Source organism: Streptomyces sp. NPDC001002 (assembly GCF_053599215.1).
The window spans coordinates 46,405-68,505 of record NZ_JBSFLV010000011.1 but is presented as its reverse complement, the minus strand read 5'-3'; the positions used below and the strand labels follow the sequence as shown (position 1 = coordinate 68,505).

19 protein-coding genes and 2 pseudogenes are annotated in these 22,101 nt (G+C 70.9%); 13 read left to right on the top strand and 8 right to left on the bottom strand.

All coding sequences use genetic code 11. The annotated features are described in order from the left end of the window. Positions 1-60 precede the first annotated feature (60 nt). Positions 61-1,344 (top strand): glycoside hydrolase 5 family protein, encoded by a 1,284-nt coding sequence (locus ACWDR3_RS08380; RefSeq protein WP_450351669.1) that lies wholly within the window; start codon positions 61-63, stop codon positions 1,342-1,344. Between the two features lie 55 nt (positions 1,345-1,399). On the opposite strand, the gene nagZ is transcribed toward ACWDR3_RS08380, so the two are convergent. Continuing rightward, entirely contained in the window at positions 1,400-2,887 is a 1,488-nt protein-coding gene (gene nagZ / locus ACWDR3_RS08375) for a beta-N-acetylhexosaminidase (protein WP_450351695.1), read from the bottom strand. Between the two features lie 384 nt (positions 2,888-3,271). Between nagZ and ACWDR3_RS08370 the strand changes: the two genes are divergently transcribed. The 4 genes from ACWDR3_RS08370 to ACWDR3_RS08355 all read left to right on the top strand — a co-directional run bounded on the left by ACWDR3_RS08370 (position 3,272) and on the right by ACWDR3_RS08355 (position 8,304). Then, positions 3,272-4,411 carry a lysylphosphatidylglycerol synthase transmembrane domain-containing protein gene (locus tag ACWDR3_RS08370; protein ID WP_450351668.1) on the top strand — a complete coding sequence of 380 codons (1,140 nt, stop codon included), beginning with the start codon at positions 3,272-3,274 and terminating at the stop codon, positions 4,409-4,411. Positions 4,412-4,606: 195 nt separating this feature from the next. Next, complete coding sequence (locus ACWDR3_RS08365) at positions 4,607-5,050, top strand: hypothetical protein (RefSeq protein ID WP_450351667.1); 444 nt, start codon at positions 4,607-4,609, stop codon at positions 5,048-5,050. A gap of 9 nt (positions 5,051-5,059) precedes the next feature. Then, complete coding sequence (locus ACWDR3_RS08360) at positions 5,060-6,970, top strand: M64 family metallopeptidase (protein ID WP_450351666.1); 1,911 nt, start codon at positions 5,060-5,062, stop codon at positions 6,968-6,970. 368 nt (positions 6,971-7,338) lie between these two features. Continuing rightward, entirely contained in the window at positions 7,339-8,304 is a 966-nt protein-coding gene (locus ACWDR3_RS08355) for a thaumatin family protein (protein WP_450351665.1), read from the top strand. Positions 8,305-8,389: 85 nt separating this feature from the next. On the opposite strand, the gene ACWDR3_RS08350 is transcribed toward ACWDR3_RS08355, so the two are convergent. Further along, positions 8,390-10,345, bottom strand: coding sequence for a sigma-70 family RNA polymerase sigma factor (locus ACWDR3_RS08350; RefSeq protein WP_450351664.1), 1,956 nt, complete (start codon positions 10,343-10,345; stop codon positions 8,390-8,392). A gap of 252 nt (positions 10,346-10,597) precedes the next feature. On the opposite strand from ACWDR3_RS08350, the gene ACWDR3_RS08345 reads away from it, so the two are divergent. Then, the gene (locus tag ACWDR3_RS08345; protein WP_450351663.1) at positions 10,598-11,632 is read left to right on the top strand and encodes a thaumatin family protein; all 1,035 of its coding nucleotides are present in this window, start codon (positions 10,598-10,600) and stop codon (positions 11,630-11,632) included. Between the two features lie 22 nt (positions 11,633-11,654). Here the strand turns inward: ACWDR3_RS08345 and ACWDR3_RS08340 are convergent, their stop codons facing one another. Next, positions 11,655-12,641 carry a L,D-transpeptidase gene (locus ACWDR3_RS08340; protein ID WP_450351662.1) on the bottom strand — a complete coding sequence of 329 codons (987 nt, stop codon included), beginning with the start codon at positions 12,639-12,641 and terminating at the stop codon, positions 11,655-11,657. Positions 12,642-12,961: 320 nt separating this feature from the next. Here ACWDR3_RS08340 and ACWDR3_RS08335 point away from each other — a divergent pair. Further along, a pseudogene (locus tag ACWDR3_RS08335) lies at positions 12,962-13,240 on the top strand (anti-sigma factor family protein); the annotation flags it as partial. Between the two features lie 224 nt (positions 13,241-13,464). Further along, positions 13,465-13,950: a hypothetical protein gene (locus ACWDR3_RS08330; protein WP_450351661.1), complete on the top strand. Its 486-nt coding sequence runs from the start codon at positions 13,465-13,467 to the stop codon at positions 13,948-13,950. 18 nt (positions 13,951-13,968) lie between these two features. Here the strand turns inward: ACWDR3_RS08330 and ACWDR3_RS08325 are convergent, their stop codons facing one another. Together ACWDR3_RS08325 and ACWDR3_RS08320 are read right to left on the bottom strand one after the other, a co-directional pair. Further along, positions 13,969-15,588 carry an amidohydrolase gene (locus ACWDR3_RS08325; protein ID WP_450351660.1) on the bottom strand — a complete coding sequence of 540 codons (1,620 nt, stop codon included), beginning with the start codon at positions 15,586-15,588 and terminating at the stop codon, positions 13,969-13,971. A gap of 183 nt (positions 15,589-15,771) precedes the next feature. Further along, positions 15,772-16,350 (bottom strand): TetR/AcrR family transcriptional regulator, encoded by a 579-nt coding sequence (locus ACWDR3_RS08320; protein ID WP_450351659.1) that lies wholly within the window; start codon positions 16,348-16,350, stop codon positions 15,772-15,774. A 101-nt stretch (positions 16,351-16,451) separates the two neighbouring features. Here ACWDR3_RS08320 and ACWDR3_RS08315 point away from each other — a divergent pair, with 101 nt between their 5' ends. Together ACWDR3_RS08315 and ACWDR3_RS08310 are read left to right on the top strand one after the other, a co-directional pair. Continuing rightward, positions 16,452-16,898: an anthrone oxygenase family protein gene (locus ACWDR3_RS08315; protein ID WP_450351658.1), complete on the top strand. Its 447-nt coding sequence runs from the start codon at positions 16,452-16,454 to the stop codon at positions 16,896-16,898. 114 nt (positions 16,899-17,012) lie between these two features. After that, positions 17,013-17,213, top strand: a pseudogene (locus ACWDR3_RS08310) (hypothetical protein); the annotation flags it as partial. 62 nt (positions 17,214-17,275) lie between these two features. On the opposite strand, the gene ACWDR3_RS08305 reads toward ACWDR3_RS08310, so the two are convergent. Continuing rightward, entirely contained in the window at positions 17,276-17,908 is a 633-nt protein-coding gene (locus ACWDR3_RS08305) for a TetR/AcrR family transcriptional regulator (protein WP_450351657.1), read from the bottom strand. Positions 17,909-18,017: 109 nt separating this feature from the next. Between ACWDR3_RS08305 and ACWDR3_RS08300 the strand changes: the two genes are divergently transcribed. The 3 genes from ACWDR3_RS08300 to ACWDR3_RS08290 all read left to right on the top strand — a co-directional run bounded on the left by ACWDR3_RS08300 (position 18,018) and on the right by ACWDR3_RS08290 (position 20,228). After that, positions 18,018-18,752 (top strand): SDR family NAD(P)-dependent oxidoreductase, encoded by a 735-nt coding sequence (locus ACWDR3_RS08300; RefSeq protein ID WP_450351656.1) that lies wholly within the window; start codon positions 18,018-18,020, stop codon positions 18,750-18,752. A gap of 51 nt (positions 18,753-18,803) precedes the next feature. Continuing rightward, positions 18,804-19,427, top strand: a complete 624-nt coding sequence (locus tag ACWDR3_RS08295) for an NADPH-dependent F420 reductase (protein WP_450351655.1) — start codon at positions 18,804-18,806, stop codon at positions 19,425-19,427. Positions 19,428-19,541: 114 nt separating this feature from the next. Beyond that, positions 19,542-20,228: a GAF and ANTAR domain-containing protein gene (locus ACWDR3_RS08290; RefSeq protein ID WP_450351654.1), complete on the top strand. Its 687-nt coding sequence runs from the start codon at positions 19,542-19,544 to the stop codon at positions 20,226-20,228. 180 nt (positions 20,229-20,408) lie between these two features. On the opposite strand, the gene ACWDR3_RS08285 is transcribed toward ACWDR3_RS08290, so the two are convergent. After that, positions 20,409-20,612: a cold-shock protein gene (locus ACWDR3_RS08285; protein ID WP_014670069.1), complete on the bottom strand. Its 204-nt coding sequence runs from the start codon at positions 20,610-20,612 to the stop codon at positions 20,409-20,411. Between the two features lie 215 nt (positions 20,613-20,827). Continuing rightward, positions 20,828-22,000, bottom strand: coding sequence for an acyltransferase family protein (locus tag ACWDR3_RS08280; RefSeq protein ID WP_450351653.1), 1,173 nt, complete (start codon positions 21,998-22,000; stop codon positions 20,828-20,830). Between the last annotated feature and the right edge of the window lie 101 nt (positions 22,001-22,101).

Here is a 22,101-nt window from a genome sequence, read left to right as displayed (position 1 = left end):
GAACCGCCTCGGCATCCGCCCGCGGACCGCTCTGGTTGAAATCGTTATTCATTACCGACCATGGTGGTTGATACATTCAGCGAGGACAAGCCCCCGGCCCCTCCGGGTCGGCGACGCGAGGAGGATCCCATTCCCACACCCCGCTTCGGCGTCAACTACACGCCCCGCCGCGGCTGGTTCCACTCCTGGCAGGACTTCGACCCGGCGCGCGCCCGTGAGGACCTGGCCCAGATCGCCGGTCTCGGCCTCGACCACGTCCGGGTCTTCCACCTGTGGACGCTGCTCCAGCCCAACCGCGCGCTGATCCGCACCGCCGCCGTCGACCAGCTGGCGCACCTCGTCGACCTCGCGGGCGAGGCGGGCCTCGACGTCATGGTGGACGGCGTGCAAGGGCATCTATCGAGCTTCGACTTCTACCCGGAGTGGGCCCGCGGCTGGCACCACCGCAATGTCTTCACCGACCCCGAGGCGATCGAGGCGCAGGCGGAGCTGTTGCGCGCGCTGGGCCGGGCCCTCGCCGACCGCCCGAACCTCATCGGCCTCCAGCTCGGCAACGAGCTCAACAACCTGGTCGAGCACAACCCGGTGACCGCGGCCGAGGTGGACCACTACCTCGACACGCTGCTGACGGCCGCCCGCGAGGGCCTGCGCCCCGGGCAGCTCGCCACGCACTCCGCCTACGACGCGGCCTGGTACGGCGACGACCACCCCTTCACCCCCGAGGCCTCGGCCCGCAAGGGCGATGTGACGACGGTCCACCCCTGGGTGTTCTCCGCCGACTGCGCCCGCCGCTACGGCCCCGGCTCCCCCGAGGTGCTGCACCTCGCCGAGTACGGCACCGAACTGGCCAAGGCCTACGCCGACGATCCGGGCAGGCCGGTCTGGATCCAGGAGACGGGCGCCCCCGAGCCGCACATCCCGGCGGCCGACGCCCCCGCCTTCGCCCGCGCCACCGTGCTCAACGCGGCCGGCTGCACGGACCTGTGGGGCGTGACCTGGTGGTGCTCCCACGACGTGGACCGGGCGCTGCTCGACTTCCCTGAACTGGAGTACACCCTGGGCCTGTTCGACTCCGCCGGCCGCGCCAAGCCGATCGCCGACGCCCTCGCCACGACGATCGCCGAGCTGCGGGAGCGGCCCCTCTCACCCCAACCCCGCGACACCGCCCTGGTGTTGGACTGCGCGCCGGCCACCCGTTCCGTCTCCGGCCCGGGCGGGGCGTACTTCGAGGCGTGGATGCGACTGCGCGAGGAAGGGGAACGGCCTGCCGTGGTCCTGGCCGAACGGGCAGAGGACGCGGGGTACTTGGCGGCGCGCGGGATCGTGAGGACCGTACGACTGTGACGTCCGGACGGGCACGGCGCTGATCGACGCGGGCCGGAAGTCCCGGCTCCGGTCCCTACTTCCCCGCCAACACCTCTGCCGTCGCGCGCAGGTTGACGCGGCCGCGGCCGTAGGAGCAGAGGGCGCCGCCCTCGGGGAGGCCGGTGTCGATGCGGAGGGCGTCCGGGCGGCGGGAGAGGAGGGCGTCGCGCAGGTGGGTCTGCCAGGGGTGCAGTTCGGCGTCGCAAGTGGCCAGGATCAGAGGCGAGTTGCCGACCACGCGCAGGATGCCGTCGACGAGGTCGGCGGGGTCGCAGGCCTCGCCGGTGACCGCCGTACCGGTGGCCGTGGGGTCGAGCGGGCGGAGTTCGGTGAGCAGGTCCTCGCCGCCCCAGTTGAGCGCGGGGTGCGGGGTCGGGAAGAGGTCGACGACGTGGGCGCCGCGTACGGGCATCGGAAGCGCGCGGCTGCGTACGGCCTTGCGGGCCGCGGTGAGGCCGGCGCCGGAGTCCCAGCCGGCGACCGCGGCGGCGGCCGGTGCCGCGTACCGGTCGGTGAGCGTCCGGACCCGCCCCGCGGCCTCCCAGACGCGCTCCTCGGTCAGCCGCCGGGTGTGCAGGGCGTCGAGCACCGCGTCCCGGCAGGCCAGGGTGACCTCCAGGTCCGGTACGGCGACGATGACCTGGTCGGCGCCGACGGCGAGGGCTATGCGCGCGCCGGCCGCCTCGCCGTAGCGGTCGGCGATCGCCTTCATCTCCAGGGCGTCGCTGACCAGGACTCCGTCGAAGCCGATGTCGTGCCGGAGCAGATCGCGCAGGATGCGGCGGCTGAGGGTGGCGGGACGGTTGGCGTCGAGGGCCGGGAAGACGACGTGCGCGCTCATCAGCATCGGCACCCCGGCGGCGACGGCCGCGCGGAACGGCGCGAGATCGGCCCACAGTTCGTCGTACGACCGCGGGTCGACGGCGAGGTCGTGGTGGCTGTCGGTCACGGTGCCGCCGTGGCCGGGGAAGTGCTTGGCGCAGGAGGCGATGCCCCGGGCCTCGGTGGCGGTGATCCAGGCGCGCAGGTGGCGGGCGGCGAGGTCGGGGTCGGCGCCGAAGGAGCGGGTGCGCACGATCGGGTTGTCCGGGCGGAACTGGAGGTCGGCGACCGGGGCGTAGGAGGCGGTGATGCCGAGGGCGGCCAGGTGGCCGGCGAGCGCGTCGGCGCAGCGGGCGGTGAGGTCCGGGTCGTCGGCGACGCCGAGGGCGTAGGAGCCGGGGACCTCGGGGGCGCCGGCCTTCGTCAGGTGGCCGATGCCGCCGCCCTCGTTGTCGATGGCGATCATCAGGTCGGGGCGCAGGGCGCGCAGTGAGTCGGTGAGCTCGCGGACCTGCTGGGCGTCGCGGATGTTCCGGGTGAACAGGATGACCCCGCCCAGGCCGCGGTCGATGAGGCGCTTGAGGGTGTCGGGGAAGGTCGTGGTGCCTTCGAAGCCGGCGACCAGACAGCGGTGGACCGCCTCGTCCAGGTCGGAGGAGACGGAGGACAGGGCCGGGGCGGGGGCCTCGCCGACGGACACGCGCTCGAAGGTCACCCTCGGAATTCTTCTGGCTCAATCAGCCGAAAGTCAACATAGCCTTGGATTGTTTGATTCACCGACTCGACGGCCTGCGTTTCATGCCCGGCGATGGCCGCGTCACCGGGGCGTGTCCTGGTGACCCAAGGCCCGGACCACCGACGGGACGGCGGATGGGACCGTCGGCAAGGCCGCGGGCGGGTGGGATCCGGGCGGTGTGGGAAGACTCGTACGTGTACGCGCCCGCGGCGCGTCGGTTTCCGGACACCATGGCGTCACGCCGGACGGGAACGGTTCGGCCGTCCCCTCCTGCCTCGCCCCGTATCCGTCCCGCTCGCACGCCGCCCCCGCGGTGTGCGGGAGTGACGTGGAAGGACGACGTGCGCCGTGACCCTGCTGCCGCTCGACGCCACGCCCACCGCCCCCTCCGATCCGCTCACCGCCGGGCCACTCCCCGCCCCGGCCTCCTGCCCCGCCGCATCCCTCGTCCCCGCGGTCGCCGGCGCCCCCACCGGCACCGCGACCCCCGCTCTCGCTCCTCTTCCCCTCCCGTCGCTCCCGTCGTTCCTGTCCCTCCCGCGCCTGCCCCGCTCCTGGGCGCGCGCGGCCCGCCGCACCCTCGTCCTGCTCCCGGTCCTCCTGATAGGCGCCTGGGTGGTGTCCGACTGGCGGACCCTGTACGACGGCACCACCCGCCTCGGCTCCGCCGACCCCTGGTGGCTGCTTGCCGCGTTCTTCTTCACCTGCCTGGGCTGGCTGTCCGCCTCGTGCGTACGGCAGGGCGCGCTGCCGGAGCGGCTCCCGACCGGTCTGCTGATCGCGTCGCAGTTCGCCGCGGGCGCCGCCAACCACGTACTCCCGGCGAGTCTCGGCGCCCACGCCGTCACCCTGCGCTTCCTGCTGGGCCGCGGCATCCCCTTCGCCCGGGCCACCGCCTCCCTCGCCCTGTACTCCCTGGTCCGGCCGATCGCGAAGACGATGGTGCTGCTCGGCTTCCTGGTGGCCTACCCCGATCTGCTGGGCCTGGGCGGACTCGTCCCGGACAAACGGACTCTGTTCCTGGTCACGGGCAGCGCGCTGCTCGGCCTCGGCACCGCGGCGGTCCTGGTGACGACGGTACGGCCGCTGCGCCGACCGCTCCTGGACGGCGTACGCACCGCCCTGACCGACGTACGCACGCTGCACACCCGGCCCTCGCGGATCATCGCCCTGTGGGGCGGGGCGGCCGCCGCGCCGGTGCTCCAGGCGACCGTGATCATGTGCGTGGGCGCCTCGCTGGGCCTCACCCTGACCTGGGCGCAGGTCACCTTCGCGTTCCTGGTGGCGAGCACCGCGGTCGGCGCCGTGCCCGCGCCGGGCGGCATCGGCCCGATCGACGCGGCGATGGTCTTCACCCTCACCGTGCTCGGCGCCCCCATGGACCTCGCCGCGGCGAGCCTCATCGGCTACCGCGTCCTGACGGTCTGGCTGCCGCTGATACCGGGCGCGTTGGTGCTGTCGGCGCTCGTCCAGCGAAAGGTGCTCTGAACCCGTCGGGCGGCAGACGCCGCGAGCGGACGGCGTCCTACCTCCCTCAGCCCTCGCCCCTTTGCCCGAGCCGTCGTTAGACGGCACGGCGCAGGCCGATGCGACTTCCCGTACCCGGCAACTCCCAGGGCTTGCCGGGCACATGGTCACCGAGGAGCATCTCCGGACAACCGACTCTCCGGGGGATGATTCAGCATGACCAGCCCAGAACAGACATCGACCAGCCATACGGTCCGCCTGATCTTCGAGTACGAGGGCGAGTCCGTCACGCTTGTCGCACAGCAGCCCGTCGACACCGTCGTCAGCGGCTTCGACGCCCACCCGGACGTCCGCCCCGGCCACTTCGTGGAGGCCCGGGACGAGGACGGACACGGCCTGGCCCGGGTCGCCGCGCGCGGTGCCTTCCAGCAGAGCGCCGAGGTCTTCCCCGAGGACCACTCGCAGCCCATCACCCGCGTCGACGTGGCCGCGCGCGGCGCGTTCACCGTGCTGCTCCCGGCCCCGCCCGAGGCCACCGAGGTCGCCGTCGTCCGCGTGGACCGGCCCGGATCCGAGGCACAGCCCTTCGGCGGCGCGACCAGTCCACCGCCCGGCACGACGTCCGACATCGATCTCGCCACCTTCCGGCTAGAGCGGTAGGGGGCGGCCATGACCACGTCCGACGGCACCGTCCAGGGCCGCACGCAGATATTCGGCTCCGCGCCCCGCAACCGCGCCTTCACCGTCGTCCTGCTCGGCGACGGCTTCACCGCCGCGCAGCAGGCCGACTTCGAGACCGTCTGCAAGGAGTTCGTGGACGCCCTGATCGCCACGCCTCCCTACGACGAACTCGCGCCGGCGATCAACGTATGGCGAGTGAACGTCGCCTCCACCGACTCCGGCGCCGACGACCCGGTCGCCGCGGGCGGCACCGGCGCGACGGCCCGCACCTACTTCGACTCCACCTTCGGCGCGAACGGCATCCGCCGGCTGCTGGTCTGCAACAACTCGACCGTCTTACAGACGGCCGCGGCCCAGGTCCCGGAGTTCTCCGTGGCGATCGTCGTCGTCAACTCCACGGTCTACGGCGGCAGCGGCGGCTCGGTCGGCACCTACTCGCTGGCCGCCGGCGCCACCGAGATCGCCCTGCACGAGACCGGGCACACGGCCTACGGTCTCGCGGACGAGTACGCCTACTACGCCGGCGGCAACGAGACCGGCCACGACCACCACCCGGCCGGTGAACCGGGCGAGCCGAACGTCACGCTCAACACCAACCGCACCACCCTCAAGTGGGGTTGGGCGGTCGCCGCGGCCACCGCCCTGCCGACCATGAGCAACCCCGACTGCGCGACGGTGGACAACCGGGCCAGCACCGTCCCGGCCGGCACGGTCGGCTGCTTCGAGGGCGCGCACTACTACCACTGCGGCGCCTTCCGCCCCGAACACAACTGCAAGATGCGGGAGTTGAGCGTCCCGTTCTGCCGGGTCTGCCGTCAGGTGATCTGGAACCGGATCGGCCCGCTCGCCACCCTGCCGGCCCGCGACCGTACGCCTATCAGCGTCGTCGCCCGCTACCCCGAGCACCTCGACGTGTTCGCGGTCGCCTCGGACGGGCGCACGATGTCCGACTGGTGGGACCAGTCCAGCGGTTGGGCGGGCTGGTTCCAGCTGTCCGGCGGCTTCGCCTCACCCGGCGGCACGGGCTCGCCGATCACCTCGGTCGCCCGCTACTCCGGCCACCTCGACCTGTTCGTCGTCGGCACCGACAACCGCGTCTACTCGTCGTGGTGGGACCGGTCGAGCGGCTGGGCGCCCTGGTTCCGGGTCGGCAGCCTCGTCGCCCGCCCCGGCTCGACGGTCAACGTGGTCAGCCGCTACGCCGACCACCTGGACCTGTTCACCACCGCGTCCGACGGCCGCACCATGTCGACCTGGTGGGACGCCCGTACCGGCTGGGCCGCCGACTGGTTCCAGATCGGCGGCGGGGTCGCGGCGAACGGCGCCACCGTCACCGCGGTCGCCCGATACCCCTTCCACCTCGACGTGTTCACGGTGGGCACCGACAACCGCGTCTACAGCGCCTGGTGGGACGACCGCACCGGCTGGTCGAACTGGTTCCCGCTGCCGGGCGTGACCTGCCGTCCCGACTCCACGGTCACCGCGGTCGCCCGCTACCCCGACCATCTCGACCTGTTCACCACCGCGTCCGACGGGAAGATCATGTCGACGTGGTGGGACGCCCGCGGCGGCTGGGCGAGTTGGTTCCAGATCTCCGGCGGAGTCGCCTCTGCGGGCTCCCCGGTGACGGCCGTGGTCCGCTACACGAACCACATGGACCTGTTCGTCGTCGGCACCGACAGCCGGGTCTACTCCACGTGGTGGCACGACACCACGGGCTGGGCCGCCTGGTTCAACGTCTCCGGCGGCCTCGCCAAGCCCGGCAGCCAGATCGCGGCACTGAGCCGGGTCACCGAGCACCTCGACGTGTTCGCGGTCGGCACGGACGGACTCGTCCAGAGCACGTGGTGGGACGCCACGGGCGGCTGGGCGGGCTGGTTCCGACTCGCGATCACGTAAGCCGACCCGGTCGGTCACGCCGGCGACCCGGGGGTACTTGGCGACGAGCCCCCCGGGGCGCCGGCCGAGCCGCCCGCACCGCCTCCGCCTCCGCCTCCGCCCATGAGCCTGGTGCCGAACGGGAGTTGGCCGGGCGGCCCCCGTTTCCGTTATCCGCCCCGAAAGCACCCGGTCTCCTCTACGGAAGACCCCGTCCGCCGGAGCGCGGCGCGGCGGGCCGTGGAGCGGACAGGAGTGTTGTGGACATGCATCGTCGCCGGTTGCCCATCCCCCGACGCGGGCGCGAACGACCCCCGGCGAGCCGCCACCGCGCATCCCCGTCCGGCCCGCGCGGCCCGAGACGCGGCCGGGTCGCTCTGGTCTCCGCGGTGTTCTTCACGTGCCTCGCGGTGGTGGTCGGTGTCCTGCTGACCCGCGGCCAGACAGGAACCCCTTCGGGAGGACGTACGGACCTCGCGGACCCGAAGTCCGCGCACAGTACGTCGGCCACCAACTCCCCATCCCGCCCTGGCCCTTCGCCTACGACATCGCCGCGCACCAAGCCCTCGCAGTCGAAGTCACCCGCCGCGCGCAAGCCGTCCGCCAGCGCCTCGCCGTCCCGAACGGCCAAGCAGAACACGGGGGTCAGCCCCGGCAAGCGCACCGTCACCCTGGTCAACCGCCTCGACCAGACGATCTGGCCCGCGATCGCCGCCGACCCCAACCACCCGGTGGAAGCCACGGGTTGGGTGCTGAAGCCGGGGGCCAGCCTGAGCTTCGCCGTCCCCGATCACTGGGACGTCCGGGTATGGGCGCGCACTGGTTGTTCCTTCGACTCCGCGGGCAACGGCCACTGCGTGACCGGGGACTGCGGTCGCTTCCAGTGCGGCTCGACCTGGGGCGAATTCCCTTCCACACTGGCCGAGTTCAACCTCAACGCGTGGAACGGCATGGACTTCTACGACGTCAGCCTGGTCGAGGGCAACAACCTGCCGATGTGGATCAACAGTTACGGCGGCTCGTCCCGCGACAAGATCGACGCGAACGGCTGCTCCGCCGCGGGCTGCACCAAGGACGCCAACGCGTCCTGCCCCACCAAGTTGCAGCGGATCCGGGGCGGCAAGGTCGTGGCCTGTCTGAGCGCCTGCCTGGTCTTCAAGACGGACCAGACCTGCTGCGAGGGCGCGTACGCGGCGCGGCCCCAGTGCGTGCCCTCGTCGTGGCCGATCAACTCGGCGGCCGTGTTCAAGAAGGCCGAGCCCTTCGCGTACTCCTACGTCAACGACGACGAGACCAGCGTGCTGACCTGCTCGGGAGAGTGCGGGTACCGCATCACTTGGGGGGTCAGTCCATGACGTCGAGCGCATGACCTCGTGCGGGCGCCCGTCTCCGTTGGAGGCGGGCGCCCATGACGCAGGTCAGTCGTAGGTCGGTCGCAGATCAGTCGGCGGCCTGGAACGCGCGGCCCGCCACCGTCGCCGTCGTACCGTTCGTGAACAGCCCGCTGCTCGGCTTCGACGGATCCGCGCCCAGCCCGAACCACGCGTAACGCTGCACGTAGGACAGGCCGTCGAGCGCCTTGGTGGACGCGGTGACGAAGTCCGCCTGCTGCTGCGGGGAGGGGAACCGGGTCCCCTGGGAGAAGTCGATCAGCGCGTACTCGGTGAGCCAGATCGGCTTGTGGTAGCGCGCGTACACCGCTGCCAGGTACGACTTCAACTGGTCCACGGCCTGCGGGGTGCGGAAGTCACCGCCGTACCAGTGCAGCGTGATGAAGTCGACCCGGTACCCCTTCGCCGCCGCCCCGGACATGAACCGGTCCAGCCAGCCGCCCGCGGTGTCCCCGCCGTAGGCGACCGCGGGGCTGCCCAGGGTCTGGCCGGCCGACATGAGCTTGGGCCACAGGCTCAGCGCCTGCTCGACCGACATGTTGGACTGCGCGGCCATGTCCGGTTCGTTGAAGCCGAGGAGATAGGGACCGTTCGCCTTGGCCTGGGCCAGCGCGCTGTCGGTGACGGAGTCCGCGCCCCAGATCATGGGCACGAAGGAGGTCGACGACGGTGTCGTGACCCCTTGGTGCTGGGTGTTCCAGGTGTAGTACCAACTCGCCCCGCTCGCGCCGAGCGCCTGACTCACCCCGTTGAACGTCCACACCCCGACGCCCTTCTTGGCGCCGGAGGCGATGTGCACGGGGGCGGCAGCGGTGTGCTTGGACGGGCTCGGCTTGGGCTTGCGGGTCGGGGACTTGCTGGGGCTCGCGGACGGGGAGAGGGAAGGCGAGGGAGTGGAGCTGGGCGAGGTGACGGCCACCGGGCTGGGCGGTGCCGACTCCGCGGCGGGGGTGGCGGTGTCCCCCGTCAGCCGCGCCGCGACCAACGCGGCCACCGCGAGGACCGCGACCGCCGCCGAACCGCCGATCACCTGGCCGCGAGCGGCACGCAGGCCCGTACGAGCCGCTCGGCGCCCATGACTTCCGCGCGCCGCCCGATGACCGCGGCCCGCTCCGGCCTTGTGCGCGGAGTGCGCGGACGGGGTGCCGGAGCCGGTCGAGGAACCGGCACCCGCGTCGGCCGGCTGACCGCCGCCTATGACGGTGACCAGCACGCGGGACGGGTCGAGGGTGGCGGGGACGGCCAGCAGTGGGAGGCCGCTCAGCAGGCGGTCCATCGGGAGCAGGCCGTCGTCCAGGCCCTCGCAGACCCCGCAGGCGCGGATGTGCCGGGCGAACCGCTTGCGCCACAGGGCACTCGGCGTGCCGTCCCAGAGGGCGGCCGTCTCGTCCAGTTCGGCACAGCGCGGGGTGGCCGCCAGCGCCCGCACCACGACCCGGGATATCTCCATCTGCTTCTTCATGCGCTGCACGCGGACGGCGGCGTGCCGGTCGGACAGGCCCAGCGCGCCCGCGAGTTCGGCGCGTTCCAGTTCGCCGGTCTCCTCCAGCCACCACAGGGACAGCAGTTCCTGGTCGTCCGCATCGAGCCAGCGGGTGGCCTCGGCGACCTCGCGGCGCTGCTCGGTCAGACCAAGGCGCAGGATGGTCAGTCCGGCGAAGTCGAGGGCGGGGTCGGTGATCGCCTCGGCGTCCTCCAGGTGCGCCCTGCGGTCGCGGTCGGTGGCCCGCGACTGTTCGCGGTCCCGTACCTGTCTGATCGTGATGGCCACCAGCCAGGACCGGAACGCGGACGGGTCCCGCAGTTTCGGCAGCCCCCGCACCATGCGCAACAGCGTCTCCTGTACGACGTCATCGACGTCGGCGTGACCGTTCAGGGCCCGGCCGACGATGTTGTAGACCAGCGGCAGGCACTGCGTGACCAAGGCGTCCAGGGCCTGTCTGTCGCCCGCGCCTGCGGCCGTCACCACGGCGGAGTCGGGTCCACTCCTGTGGAACTTGGGCATGTGGTTCTGTTCCTCCGCGTGTGGTCCGGCTGCGGCGGCTTCCCAGGGCCCGGAACCGGGCTTCCGGAACGGGACTTGAGGAGCGCGCTCCCTGGAACGGAGACCGCCGACGCAACCGCGTACAACAGAAAATCGGCCGACCGGCTTCGCGATGTATGCCGATCGGCTTCGCAATTTATGTTGTCGGGCCGCCGTAGACCAGGTCACCGATAGGCAGGGACGCATCCGAGGAGCACTGGGAAGGGCGCGGGAATGGCACGAGGACGCAGACGACACGGCGCACGATCACCTCGTCGGCTCCGGTGGTGGTACGCCGGGGCAGCCGCCCTCGCGACGACCGTCACGGTACTGATCGCGTACGGCGCGTGGGCTCCGTCCGGGAACGGCGGCTCCCCCACGGCGGACCGTCAGGATGCCGCCGCGCTGCCGTCAGGACCGCGCAGCCCTTCGCCCTCCGCACCGAGCCAGAGCCCCTCCACCTCCCCGTCTCCATCCGCCTCGGTCTCTGCCTCGGCCTCGCCTTCGGTCAAGACCGGTGCGTCGGGAAAGAGCACGCGGAAGCCGGTCACCGGGGCGGGCGGGTCGGCCGGGCAGCCGTCGTCGGCGCCCGCGGGCAAGCGGCTGATCACGGTCGTCAACCGGACTCCGAAGACGGTCTGGGCGGTCGTCACCAACACCGCCGTCTACCCGCAGGGCCGCGAACTGGCCCCGGGCCAGAGCCTGTCGGTGACCGTGGCCAACAACTGGGGCGGACGCATCTGGGGCCGCACCGGCTGCACCGGGACGGCCGCGGGGTACTGCGCGACCGGCGACTGCACCAGCGTGTGCAGCGGCGGCAACCCGCCCACCACGCTGGGTGAGTTCACCTTCGACGCGTACGCGGGCATGGACTTCTACGACGTGAGCATGGTCGACGGCTCGAACCTGCCCATGTACATCAACATCTCCCACACCACGACCGCCGACCCGGTCAGCTCCACGGGCTGCTACAAGGGCGTCTGCACCACGGACGTCGACTGCCCCACCGCGATGCAGGAGGTCCGCGGCGGCCAGGTCGTCGGCTGCAAGCCGCCGTGCGCGGCGTTCGGCGGCGACACGTACTGCTGCCGCGGCGCCTGGGCGGGCCGCGAGAACTGCATTCCGTCGAAGTGGCCGGTCGACTACACCCAGGTCTTCAAGCGGGCCGCCCCGTACGCCTATTCGTACGCTTTCGACGACGGGGCGACGATGCCCTGCAAGGGGGCCTGCTACTACAAGGTGACCTTCGGGACGACCGGCTCCTCGTAGCGGGCCGGCCGTCCACCGCGCGTCACAGGGTCGCGGTCGTGCTCTCCCCGGAGGCGCTGCCCGCGAGCCACTGGTCCCAGCTGAGGTTGAAGTCGGCGTAGCCGTTGTCGGCCGGGGCCTTGGCGCGGGGCGAGCCGGTGATGGTGATCGGGTCGCCCTGCTTGACCTGGCCGTAGAACCACTTGGCGTCCGCCATGGACAGGTGGACGCAGCCGTGCGAGCCGCGGGCGCTGCCGCTGCCCGGGTTCGGGTCGCCGGTCGAGTAGTGCACGTACGTGCCGGACTGGGTGAGGTGGACGTCCCAGGGCAGCGTCAGGTCGTAGTAGTTGGGGCTGCCCTTGTCGCAGCTGATGCCGACGCTGCAGGAGGTCATGTGGACCTTCTTCTGCTTGTCGATGACGGCCATCGTGCCGTTCCACGTCGGGTACTCGGCGCTGCCCGCGTTGATCGACAGGGTGCGCACCAGCGAGCCGTTGCGGGTCACCTTCATGGTGTGGCCGGTCACGGAGACGTCCGCGCGGACGTCGTCGCCGACCTTGAAGGTGTGCGTGTAGCCGTGCACGCCGTAGCGTCCGTTGCCGTTGCTGACGCCCTTCATGTCGGCGTCGATCTTCACCGTCGTACCGGAGGGCCAGTACGTCTTCGGGCGCCAGTCGGCACGCCGGTCGCCCATCCAGTGCCAGGCGCCGGCCACCGGCTGCGAGGCGCTCACCTTCATGTGCTTCTCGACCGTGGCCTTGGCCTTGGCGGCGACCGGGTTGGTGAAGATCACCGAGATCGGCATGGCCACGCCGACCGTCGTCCCGGTCTGCGGGGTGATCGTGTCCAGCAGCATCGGTGGACCGGCGGGCTTCGTCGGCGAGGGCGAGGCACTCGTACTCGCCTTGCCCGACGCCTTCGCGTCGCTCCCGCTCGCCTTGTCACTGCCGCCCCCGCCGCAGGCACTCGCGCCCACCAGCACCACACCCGTTATGAGTGCGATCCCTATGCTGCCCTTGCGCCGTCCCACGGCGTGCCCCGCTCTCTCTCGCTCTTCGGCCCTGACAGACCCGGCTCCCTGTCAGACGGTCGGGGCGTGCCCCGCAGTTTCAGGTACCACGTAAAACGTGTCTCAAGACTCTGTACGGGTCACAGTCACCGCGAGTGAGCCCCGGTCGGGGGCGCCGGACTACGTCCGCTCCGAAAGCGCGCACCCGCTGCCCCGCTTGCCTGGTCCCAACTAGACTGGTTGAAGCCGTGCTTGAGATTTCGGGGGCGGGAGAGTATGGCGCAGGTCATCGTGCGACGAGTCGTACTACCGGCAAGACGTCGGCAACCATGGGAACGCGCATGAGCTCTCGTGCCGGGTCCGAGCCCGGCTTGGGGGGAACACCCCGGGACCTCTCAGGGGACGAGCATCAGTTTCACCTGGGCGACCGGCTCTCGGCTCTTGTGGACGGCGAGCTCGGCCACGAACTCCGCGAGCGATTCCTCGCGCATCTTGCCACCTGCGCGAAGTGCAAGGCCGAGGCGGATGCCCAGCGGAGGCTGAAGTCTGTGTTCGCGGCCGTCGCGCCACCCTCTCCACCGGCGTCGTTCCTCGCCCGGCTTCAAGGACTTCCCGGCGGCCGCAGCGTTGAAGACCCACATCGGCAGGGAAAGCAGGCACCCGGCGAAACCGACCGCCGCGATCCACAACCTGCTGAAGTCGCCGCCGAGGCTCTATGTGCCCTCGACGAGAGCGCAGGCACGGTTTTCGACGGTCTTGACCAGTTGTTCCGGGCTCTCGGTCTGCCACCTGACGACCGCCAGGAGCCGGATCGGATGCAGCAGAGTGGCGAAGGTGAGCGGCCGTGACGGAGCAAAGGGGAACTGCCGCGCCACTGGGCGGACTGGAGGTCGCGCGCGCCTGGGCCGACGTACCGGTGGATCACCTCGAAGTGGCGCTCAAGGCTCTTGAACCGCAATTGCTACGTGATCACGAGTACCGCATGGCCCAGCAGCAGATCGACCGTGAACTTGAACTGAAGGCGATCGAAGCCGGAGAAAACAGGGCGAAGCGATCCCATGCTCTCTATCTCGCCGGACTCGTGGCGGGCTTCGTCATCACCGTGGGCATGCTCTCCGGAGCGGTGATCGTAGGCAGCAACGATCAGCCGTGGCTCGCCGCGATGCTCTCTGGGCCCAGTGTCCTTGCCCTCGCCACCGTCTTCGTGCTTCGACGCAACGACGCCGCTCAATCCCGTGCGGTGGCGCGCAGTCAACGCTTGGTCCTCGACGCGGCGACGCAGACAACGTCCACCACTCCCGCCGTCACCCCTGAAGCCGGCGCGGTCTGACCGCCGCAAGAGGCGTGCTCACCGCGTGCCGGTGGATGTGACCAGGGCGCCGCCGATGAAGGTGTGCGTGGGGTTCAGGTCGCGCAGGTCGTCGGCGGGGCAGTGGGCGGGGTCGCGATCCCAGACGGTGAGGTCGGCGAGGCGGCCGGGGGTGAGGGTGCCGCGCAGGTGTTCCTCGCCGAGCAGCCGGGCGGCGTTGGTGGTGTGCAGGGTGAGGGCTTCGTCGTAGGTGATGGCGTGTTCGGGGCCCTTGACGCCGATGACGGTCTGGCGGGTGGTCATGCCCCAGACGGAGCGCATGGCGCCGAACTGGCCGACGGGGAAGTCGGATCCGGCGCTGACCTGGGCGCCCAGGTCGATCCAGCCACGGGCGGGGAAGAGGCGGGCGACGCGTTCCGGGCCCCAGAAGCCCTCCTCGACCTCGGCGGTGTCGTGGAGCAGCGGCTGCTGGATGGTGACGGGAATGCCCAACGCGACGGCGCGGGCGCGCTGTTCGGGGCCGGCCAGGCCGCCGTGCTCCATCACGAGCGTGCCGGCGGACAGGCCGGGGCTGCGCTCCAGGACGCGTTCGTAGACGTCGAGCAGGGTGCGGACCGCGCGGTCGCCGTAGGCGTGCGTCCCGACTCGCCAGCCGCGCCGGACCACCGCCTCGACGGCCTCGACCAGCGCGTCCGGCTCCCAGATCAGCATCCCGGAGTACGAGTGGTCGCAGGCGTACGGCTCCTCGGTAGCCCCGGCTTCGAGCCCGCCGTCGAGGCCGAACTTCACCCCCCACACCGACAGCCACGGGTCGGAGTCGTCACGCCACTCCTCCATGACGTCGAGCAGGTCCTCCACCTGGGCTGCGCTGGTCATGCCGAGCGCCGAGATCAGCGCCCGCACCCGGACGCCGAGCGCCCCCGCCTCGCGGGCGGCCCGGAGCACGGCGTAGTCCTCGGGCCTGACCGCGCAGTCGCGTACGGTCCCGATACCCGTGGCGGCGTAATCGCGACTGGCCAGCCGCAACCCGTCGATGCGCTCGGCGCGGTCCGGGGCCGGGACCAGGCGCTCCACCAGATGCAGCGCGTTGTCGATCAGTCGACCGTCCGGCTTGGCGTCGCTGCCGCGGCCGATGGTGCCGCCCGGCGGTACGGGGGTGTCCTCGGTGATGCCGGCCAGCCGAAGCGCGTAGCTGTTGACGACGTCGTTGTGACCGCCGCGCTTGACGAGGACCGGGTGCCGGTCGGTGGCCCGGTCGAGTTCGGTCGCGGTGGGCATGCGGCGCTCGGCCAGATTGAGTTCCTGCCAGTTGGTGGTGGTGCGGATCCACTCCCCCTCGGGCGTGCCGGCGGCCCGCTGCCGGATCAGGTCGAGGAACTCGGTGATGTTCGCGGCCCGGTGGACCGGGACGTCATGGGCACCGAGCGCCGCGAAGATCAGGTGGGTGTGGGTGTCGTCGAAGGCGGGCAGCACGGTGGCACCGGGCAGGTCGTGCACCTCGGTTCCCGCGCCCACCAGATGGTCGAGGCCGTGGGGATCGCCGGACACGGCGGCGATACGGTCCCCGCGCACGGCCAACGCCTGCTGCGGGGCCTGCCCAGGCACCAGCGTGTGCACGGCGCCGGCGCGGATCAGCAGATCGGCTCGATGATCAGTCATCGTCTTCTCCCTGTCTCGGGGATCGGATCCCGAGGTGTTGGTGGGTGACGAGACTGTTGTAGGGGTGGAGTGGGCAATCGCCGCCAAACGGAAGCCCGTTGTTAAGGAAGCACGCCAACTCGGCCGCCGATCACGCGGATCATGCGACACGTACTCGACGAGAGACGCGGTTGCGGTGGTGTGTCAGACCACGGCGAGCCTGTCCACCACCAGTTGCACCCTCCGCTCGGCTTCCCCCGGCGGCAGCCGTCCCGCTCGGGTGAGGGTGGCCAGGCCGTGCAGGGCCGCCCAGAAGACCTCGGTGAACAGTCCCGGGTGGACGCCGTCCCCGGCGACCTCGGCGAGGGTCTCCAGCAGGGCGGCGAAAGCGTCCTTCAACGGCTCCGGGGTCTCCTCCTGCGCGAACGCCAGGCCGCCGTCGAGCTGGAACATCGCGTCGTAGACCGCCGGGTTGCTCTCGGCGAAGGCGAGGTAGGCGCGGGCGAGGGCGGTGACCCGGGCGCGCGGGCCGTCCGCGGCGGAGGCCGCCGCCCGCAGCGCCGCGGCCATCTCGGCGGCGCCCTCCAGCGCGACGGCGCCGATGATCTCGCGCTTGCCGCGGAAGTGGCTGTAGAGGACGGGCTGGCTGTACTCGATGCGCTCGGCAAGCCGGCGGGTGGTGACCGCGTCCCAGCCCTGCTGCTCGGCGAGTTCGCGGGCCGTCGCCACGATGAGGCGCTCGCGGACGGCCCGTTCGCGCTCCTTGCGTTCCTGTACCGACATGACTCGATCCTAGCACCGCTAGACAACCAAGCGGCAGTAGGTCTAGCGTTGCCTCATCGGCTAGCAACACTAGATTTCCAGTTACCCCAGGAGGGGCAGCCATGCTGAACGCACTTCAGATCGTGACCACCGTGATCGTCGGCCTGATGGTGGGAGTGGAGTTCTCCGTCGCCTTCGTCATCAACCGGATCCTCGACGCCCTCCCCGACGACAGCAACCAGCTCGGCCGCGCCCACGGAGGCCGGATGCTCGGCGCCGTCATGCCGGTCTGGTACATCGGCTCGCTCGTCCTCGTCGCGATCTGGGCCATAGCCGGACGGCACCACGACGGCACCGGACTCGTCATCACCTCCGGCGTACTGCTGATCGTCAGCGTGATCATGTCGGTCCTGCTGCTCGTCCCGATCAACAACCGCGGCAAGACCTGGACCCCCGAGAACCGGCCCGCGGACTGGAAGGACCAGATGAACCGCTGGGACCGCTTCCACTACGTCCGGGTCGCCGTCATCGTCGGCGCGTTCGCACTGCTGGCCGCCGCACTCGCTTGAGACGACGGGAAGAGGTTCACCCCAAGACCCGGGGACGGGGAGCTCCGGGTCCCCGGCTCGGCTCAGGCTTGCGGATCCTTCTCGTCGGCGTCGAACCGCCGTACTTCATTGCGTATGCGAGGGCCCCACTTGGTGAGGAGGGCCGCGATCTCCGGTGTGGCCACATGCCAGCGCCTCGTCCTGGTCGCCCTGTCCTCCGGCGAACCGCCCTCACAACTCGCCCCGGCCAAAGAGGTCAGCCTGGACCGGACCGTGATGACCTACCTTCTCGACGACCTCGAAGCACACGAACTCATCACCCGAAGGCCGGACCCGCGTGACCGACGCGGCCGTAGGCATCGCGGTTCAGCCGGGGCCCATGTGCCGCACAACCCGCTTCAGTCGACGCGAACCGCGCCCACTTCGCTCCCCCGGTCCCCGTCCGTCGCGGGGATGGCGTTGTCGATGAGGACGGCGGCGATGGCTGCGGCGGCCGGGAAGGACTCGGCGTTGAGGACTCGGGTGCGGACCGAGGCGCCGTCGAGGAGCAGCGCCAGTTGCTCGCCGAGCTGTTCGGGGTCGGTGGCGCCGGCCTCACGGGCCGTCTCGGCGAGCCGCGCGGCGACGGCGAGCTTGTAGTCGCGCGCGTATTGGGACGCGGGGTGTTCGGGGTCGTGGATCTCGACGGTCGCCGCGATGTAGGGGCACAGGGGCGTGAGCTCCTCCGGGCCGGACGCGGGGACCTCGAAGGCGGCGAGGAGTCGTTCGCGGGGCGTGAGGTCGGTGCGGTCGAACACCCCGGGCATGACGTCGGGATCGAATCGGCGCAGGTATTCGGCGACCAGGTCGTCCTTGCCGGAGAAGTGTTGGTAGGCCGTGCGCTTCGAGACCTGGGCCACCGCGCAGAGCTGGTCCATGCCGGTGCGGTTGATGCCCTGATCGCGGAACAGCTGCTGTGACGCGCTGAGGATGCGCTCGCGCGCACCCCTGCCGCGGCGCCGGCCCTGGGGGCCCTTCTCCAGCTTCGTCATGACTCCATCGTAGCCCGGTCTGGTACGGATCGGTGTACATAGCTTGCGCTCCCGCTCGATCGTCGCCTACGTTACGTACACAGATCGGTGTACCTAAAAAGGAGTGATCGTGGGAAAGCTCGATGGCAAGGTCGCGGTGATCACGGGTGGGTCGACCGGATTGGCGCTGGCCGGCGCGAAGCTGTTCGTCGAGGAAGGGGCTCATGTCTTCATCACGGGCCGGCGGCAGGGGGCGCTGGACGACGCCGTCAAGGTGATCGGCCGGAACGTGACCGCCGTGCGGGGGGACGCGGCCGACCTGGACGACCTGGACCGTCTGTACGAGACGGTCAGGCGGGAGAAGGGCTCGATCGACGTGCTGTGGGCGAGTGCCGGCACGGGTGAGCAGGGCAAGCTCGGGGAGATCACCGAGGAGCAGTTCGACAACACGTTCTCGCTGAACGCGCGCGGCACGCTGTTCACGGTGCAGAAGGCGCTGCCGCTGTTCAACGACGGCGGCTCGATCTTCATGACCGGGTCGAACGCCTCGTTCAAGGGCTTCCCCGGATGGAGCGTGTACGCGGGGAGCAAGGCCGTGCAGCAGGCCTGGGCCCGTGTGTGGCTGAACGAGCTGAGGGACCGGCGGATCCGGGTGAACGTACTGACCCCCGGCCAGGTGGCCACGGCCAAGCAGGAGGAGTTGTTCGACGAGGAGACGAAGCGGCAGTTCGAGTCCCTGATCCCGCGGGGCGCGATGGGCAGCCCCGAGGAGATCGCGACGGTCGCGCTGTTCCTCGCTTCGGACGACTCCAGCTATGTGAACGGGCTGGAGTTGACCGCCGACGGCGGCACCACGGCGATCTGAGCGGACACGTCGACGGACTCACCGGGTGACCACGAGAAGAGAGCACATCTCATGAGCAGCATCAGCATCATCGGCACGGGCAACATGGCCCGTACCATCGGCGCGCTGGCGATGGCGGGCGGCAACACCGTCGAGGTCATGGGCCGCGATCATGCCAAGTCCGCCGCCCTGGCCGAGGCGCTCGGCGGTGGCGCCACAGCGGGAGAGTGGGGCGCCGTCCCGGCCGGGGACATCGTCGTCGTGGCCCTGTTGTCCGACGGTGTCGTCCCGGCCGTCGCCCACTACGGGGACGCCCTCGCGGGCAAGGTCATCGTCGACATCAGCAACCCCTTCAATTCCACGTCCGACGGTCTGGCCCACCGCGAGGTCACCTCGATCGCGCAGGAAGTCGCCAAGGTGGCCCCGGCCGGTGCCGGCGTGGTGAAGGGGTTCAACACCGTCTTCCGTCATGTCCTGGAGAACGGCCGGCCCGACATCTTCATCGCCGGCGACGACGCGCGGGCCAAGGCGGACGTGGAGGTGTTCGTCAAGAGCCTCGGGATGCGGCCGCTGGACGCCGGTGGCCTGGAAATGGCGCACTGGCTGGAAGGAGCGGGGGTGCTCACGATGGGCCTCGCCCGCCACGGGGTGGGGGGCTGGGACTTCGCCCTCGGCGTCAAGGAACTCCCCGCCTGAGCCGGCGGCCCCGCTTCCCGGCCTGAACCCGCCGCGAGGTCACCGCGCGAAGGTCTCGTGAAAGTGTGGGTAGAAGTCAGTCTGTTCGGGACGGGGTGAGTCAGGGAGGACGGAGTGGACTGGGCACGGTTCGCGCTGCAGATGGCGTCGATGGCGCGGGAACTGCTGGCGCAGGAGTCGGTGGACGGCACGCTGGAGCGGATCACCGCGTCGGCCACCGAGCTGGTGGAGGGCTGTGACGCGGCCGGTGTGCTCGTGCTGCGCGGCAAGCGGGTGGAGACCCTCGCTCCCACCGACCAGGTCGCCGTCGTCAGCGACCGGCTCCAGGAGCAGCTGGGAGAGGGGCCGTGTTTCGACGCCGCCCTCGACTCGAACAGCGAGCGGGTCTTCCGTATCAGGGACCTGACCGTCGAACAGCGCTGGCCTGCCTACGCCCCGCAGGCCCGCGCGCTCGGGGTGGGCAGCATGATGGGCTTCCTGCTGTTCACCGAGGACGAGAACCTCGGCGCGCTCAACCTCTACTCGCGCACACCCGGCGCGTTCACCCAGGACAGCGAGACGGCGGGCTGGCTCCTCGCCTCCCACGCGGCGGTCGCCTACTCCAACGCCCGCACCCAGGCCCAGATGGAACAGGCCGTCGCCACCCGCCACTTGATCGGCGAGGCGATGGGCATCCTCATGGGCCGCCACCACATCACCGACGAGCAGGCCTTCGACCTGCTGCGCCGCACCTCGCAGGAGAACAACATCAAGCTCCGCGAGGTCGCCCGCCGGGTCTGCGAGGACGGCAGCCTGACGTGACCGAGCGGCTTCCCCGGCTCTGAGCTGAACCGGAGAAGCCTCGGCCGGGCCAGCCCCCATGGGAACACCGGGCCCAGCCTGCTCATCAAGTCCCCAGCCCGACCGGACCCACACCTCCGCGGGCCGCACGGAAAAGGTCCGGCCTCCGAAGGGAGGCCGGACCTTACCGAGACAGCGGGATCAGGCGGGGCGGATGTTCTCCGCCTGCGGGCCCTTCTGGCCCTGGGTGACGTCGAACTCCACCTTCTGGCCTTCCTGCAGCTCGCGGTAGCCCTGGCTGGCGATGTTGGAGTAGTGGGCGAAGACGTCGGGGCCGCCGCCCTCCTGCTCGATGAAGCCGAAGCCCTTCTCGCTGTTGAACCACTTGACAGTGCCCTTGGCCATAGCCGTCTCCTTCGAGGGAAAACCAGGCTCGCACCCTGCGAGCCCGGGAGGTGATCGCCCTGGTCCGGAGAGGCGCTGAACAGCAAGAACGCCCGTGATGTGCGATCACGGGCGAACGGACTTCGGAACCACGACTGCTGAAGGCCAACGCTATACCGGCGCGGCGGCGGCCGCTAGCGAGAACACGGCGGCATCAAAAGCCCGCCGGCTTTGCGTCACGTCGAGGGAGGTGCTGCCCTCGGGGTACTCGCCGCACTCACCGCAGACCGGCGCGCGGTCTCCGAGCGGGCGGGCCGGCCTCTGTGCAGGAAGGGGGTCTCGACGAGTGCGTACGACAGCAGGGCCATGACGATGGTCAGCACCACGGTGGCCGACAGCCGTCCGTCCTTCACTCCGAGGGAGTCCAGGAGGCGGATGACGGGGTAGTGCCACAGGTAGCTGCCGTAGCTGAGGTTGCGGCCCGCCCAGGCCAGGGGCGTCAGGGACAGCACTCGCGACAGCCGGGTGTCCGGGCGCAGTTCGAGCCCCATGACGAGCGTCGCGGACACGATGGCGACCGCCAGGAACCCTGCGGTGTACCAGACCGCGGTCCAGGCACCCCCGCCGCCGGTGACCGGCACCTTCCAGGCGGTCAGGCACAGCAGGCCCAGTGCGGGCCAGGCCAGTCGGCCGGCACATCTGCGCAGTATGGCCAGCCGTGGATCGTCGGCGCGCAGCCGGGCCAGGGCCACTGCCACCAGAGCGCCGGCGAGCAGCTGGTCGGCGCGGGTGTCGGTGCCGTTGTAGATGCGGTGCGCCGCGTCCGGGTTCCACAGGTGGCAGCGCCACAGCACCGGCAGCGCGCACAGTGTCGCGGTGCACAGCAGCACCGTACGAGCCCGGAATCGCTTCAGCAGGAACAGCAGCGCCGGCGGCCACAGCAGGTAGAACTGCTCCTCCACGCTGAGCGACCAGGTGTGCCCCAGCGGTCCGGTCAGGTCGGAGTACGGGCCGGGCTGCACGGCCCGCACGATGTTCACCACGAACGCCGCCGCGAGGCCGGCGGCCACCCAGGCGCCGTCGAAGGACCGCAGCGAGGTGGTCAGCGACAGCACCACGCACACCGCGCAGACCACCAGGAGAGCGGGGACGAGTCGCAGCCAGCGCCGCCGGTAGAAGCTCCCCAGGCCGATGCCGCCCGTGCGGGCGTACTCGGCGAGCAACAGCCGGGTGATGACGAACCCGCTGATGGTGAAGAAGACATCCACCGCGACCGAGCCGCCCGGCAACAGGTCGGGCCTCACGTGGTAGACGAGGACGACCGCCACCGCGACGGTCCTCAGCCCGTCCAGACCGTTCACACGGCCGCTGTGCACGGTCGCCGACGGGAAGCCCCGGCCGGACGTCACGCGTCTCGACGACTCCCCCGGCCCGGGTGAAGAACCCGCGGCGCCCGGGTTCGCCCCCGCTTCCCGGTCGCCGGTCGTCGCCGGGACACTCCCTGACCTGC

Bases quoted from the DNA above. Each gene is read 5' to 3' on its own strand.
- ACWDR3_RS08380 (WP_450351669.1), top strand. From the start codon at position 61: ATGGTGGTTGATACATTCAGCGAGGACAAGCCCCCGGCCCCTCCGGGT.
- ACWDR3_RS08365 (WP_450351667.1), top strand. From the start codon at position 4,607: ATGACCAGCCCAGAACAGACATCGACCAGCCATACGGTCCGCCTGATC.
- ACWDR3_RS08360 (WP_450351666.1), top strand. From the start codon at position 5,060: ATGACCACGTCCGACGGCACCGTCCAGGGCCGCACGCAGATATTCGGC.
- ACWDR3_RS08350 (WP_450351664.1), bottom strand. From the start codon at position 10,345: ATGCCCAAGTTCCACAGGAGTGGACCCGACTCCGCCGTGGTGACGGCC.
- ACWDR3_RS08345 (WP_450351663.1), top strand. From the start codon at position 10,598: ATGGCACGAGGACGCAGACGACACGGCGCACGATCACCTCGTCGGCTC.
- ACWDR3_RS08325 (WP_450351660.1), bottom strand. From the start codon at position 15,588: ATGACTGATCATCGAGCCGATCTGCTGATCCGCGCCGGCGCCGTGCAC.
- ACWDR3_RS08320 (WP_450351659.1), bottom strand. From the start codon at position 16,350: ATGTCGGTACAGGAACGCAAGGAGCGCGAACGGGCCGTCCGCGAGCGC.
- ACWDR3_RS08315 (WP_450351658.1), top strand. From the start codon at position 16,452: ATGCTGAACGCACTTCAGATCGTGACCACCGTGATCGTCGGCCTGATG.
- ACWDR3_RS08305 (WP_450351657.1), bottom strand. From the start codon at position 17,908: ATGACGAAGCTGGAGAAGGGCCCCCAGGGCCGGCGCCGCGGCAGGGGT.
- ACWDR3_RS08295 (WP_450351655.1), top strand. From the start codon at position 18,804: ATGAGCAGCATCAGCATCATCGGCACGGGCAACATGGCCCGTACCATC.
- ACWDR3_RS08285 (WP_014670069.1), bottom strand. From the start codon at position 20,612: ATGGCCAAGGGCACTGTCAAGTGGTTCAACAGCGAGAAGGGCTTCGGC.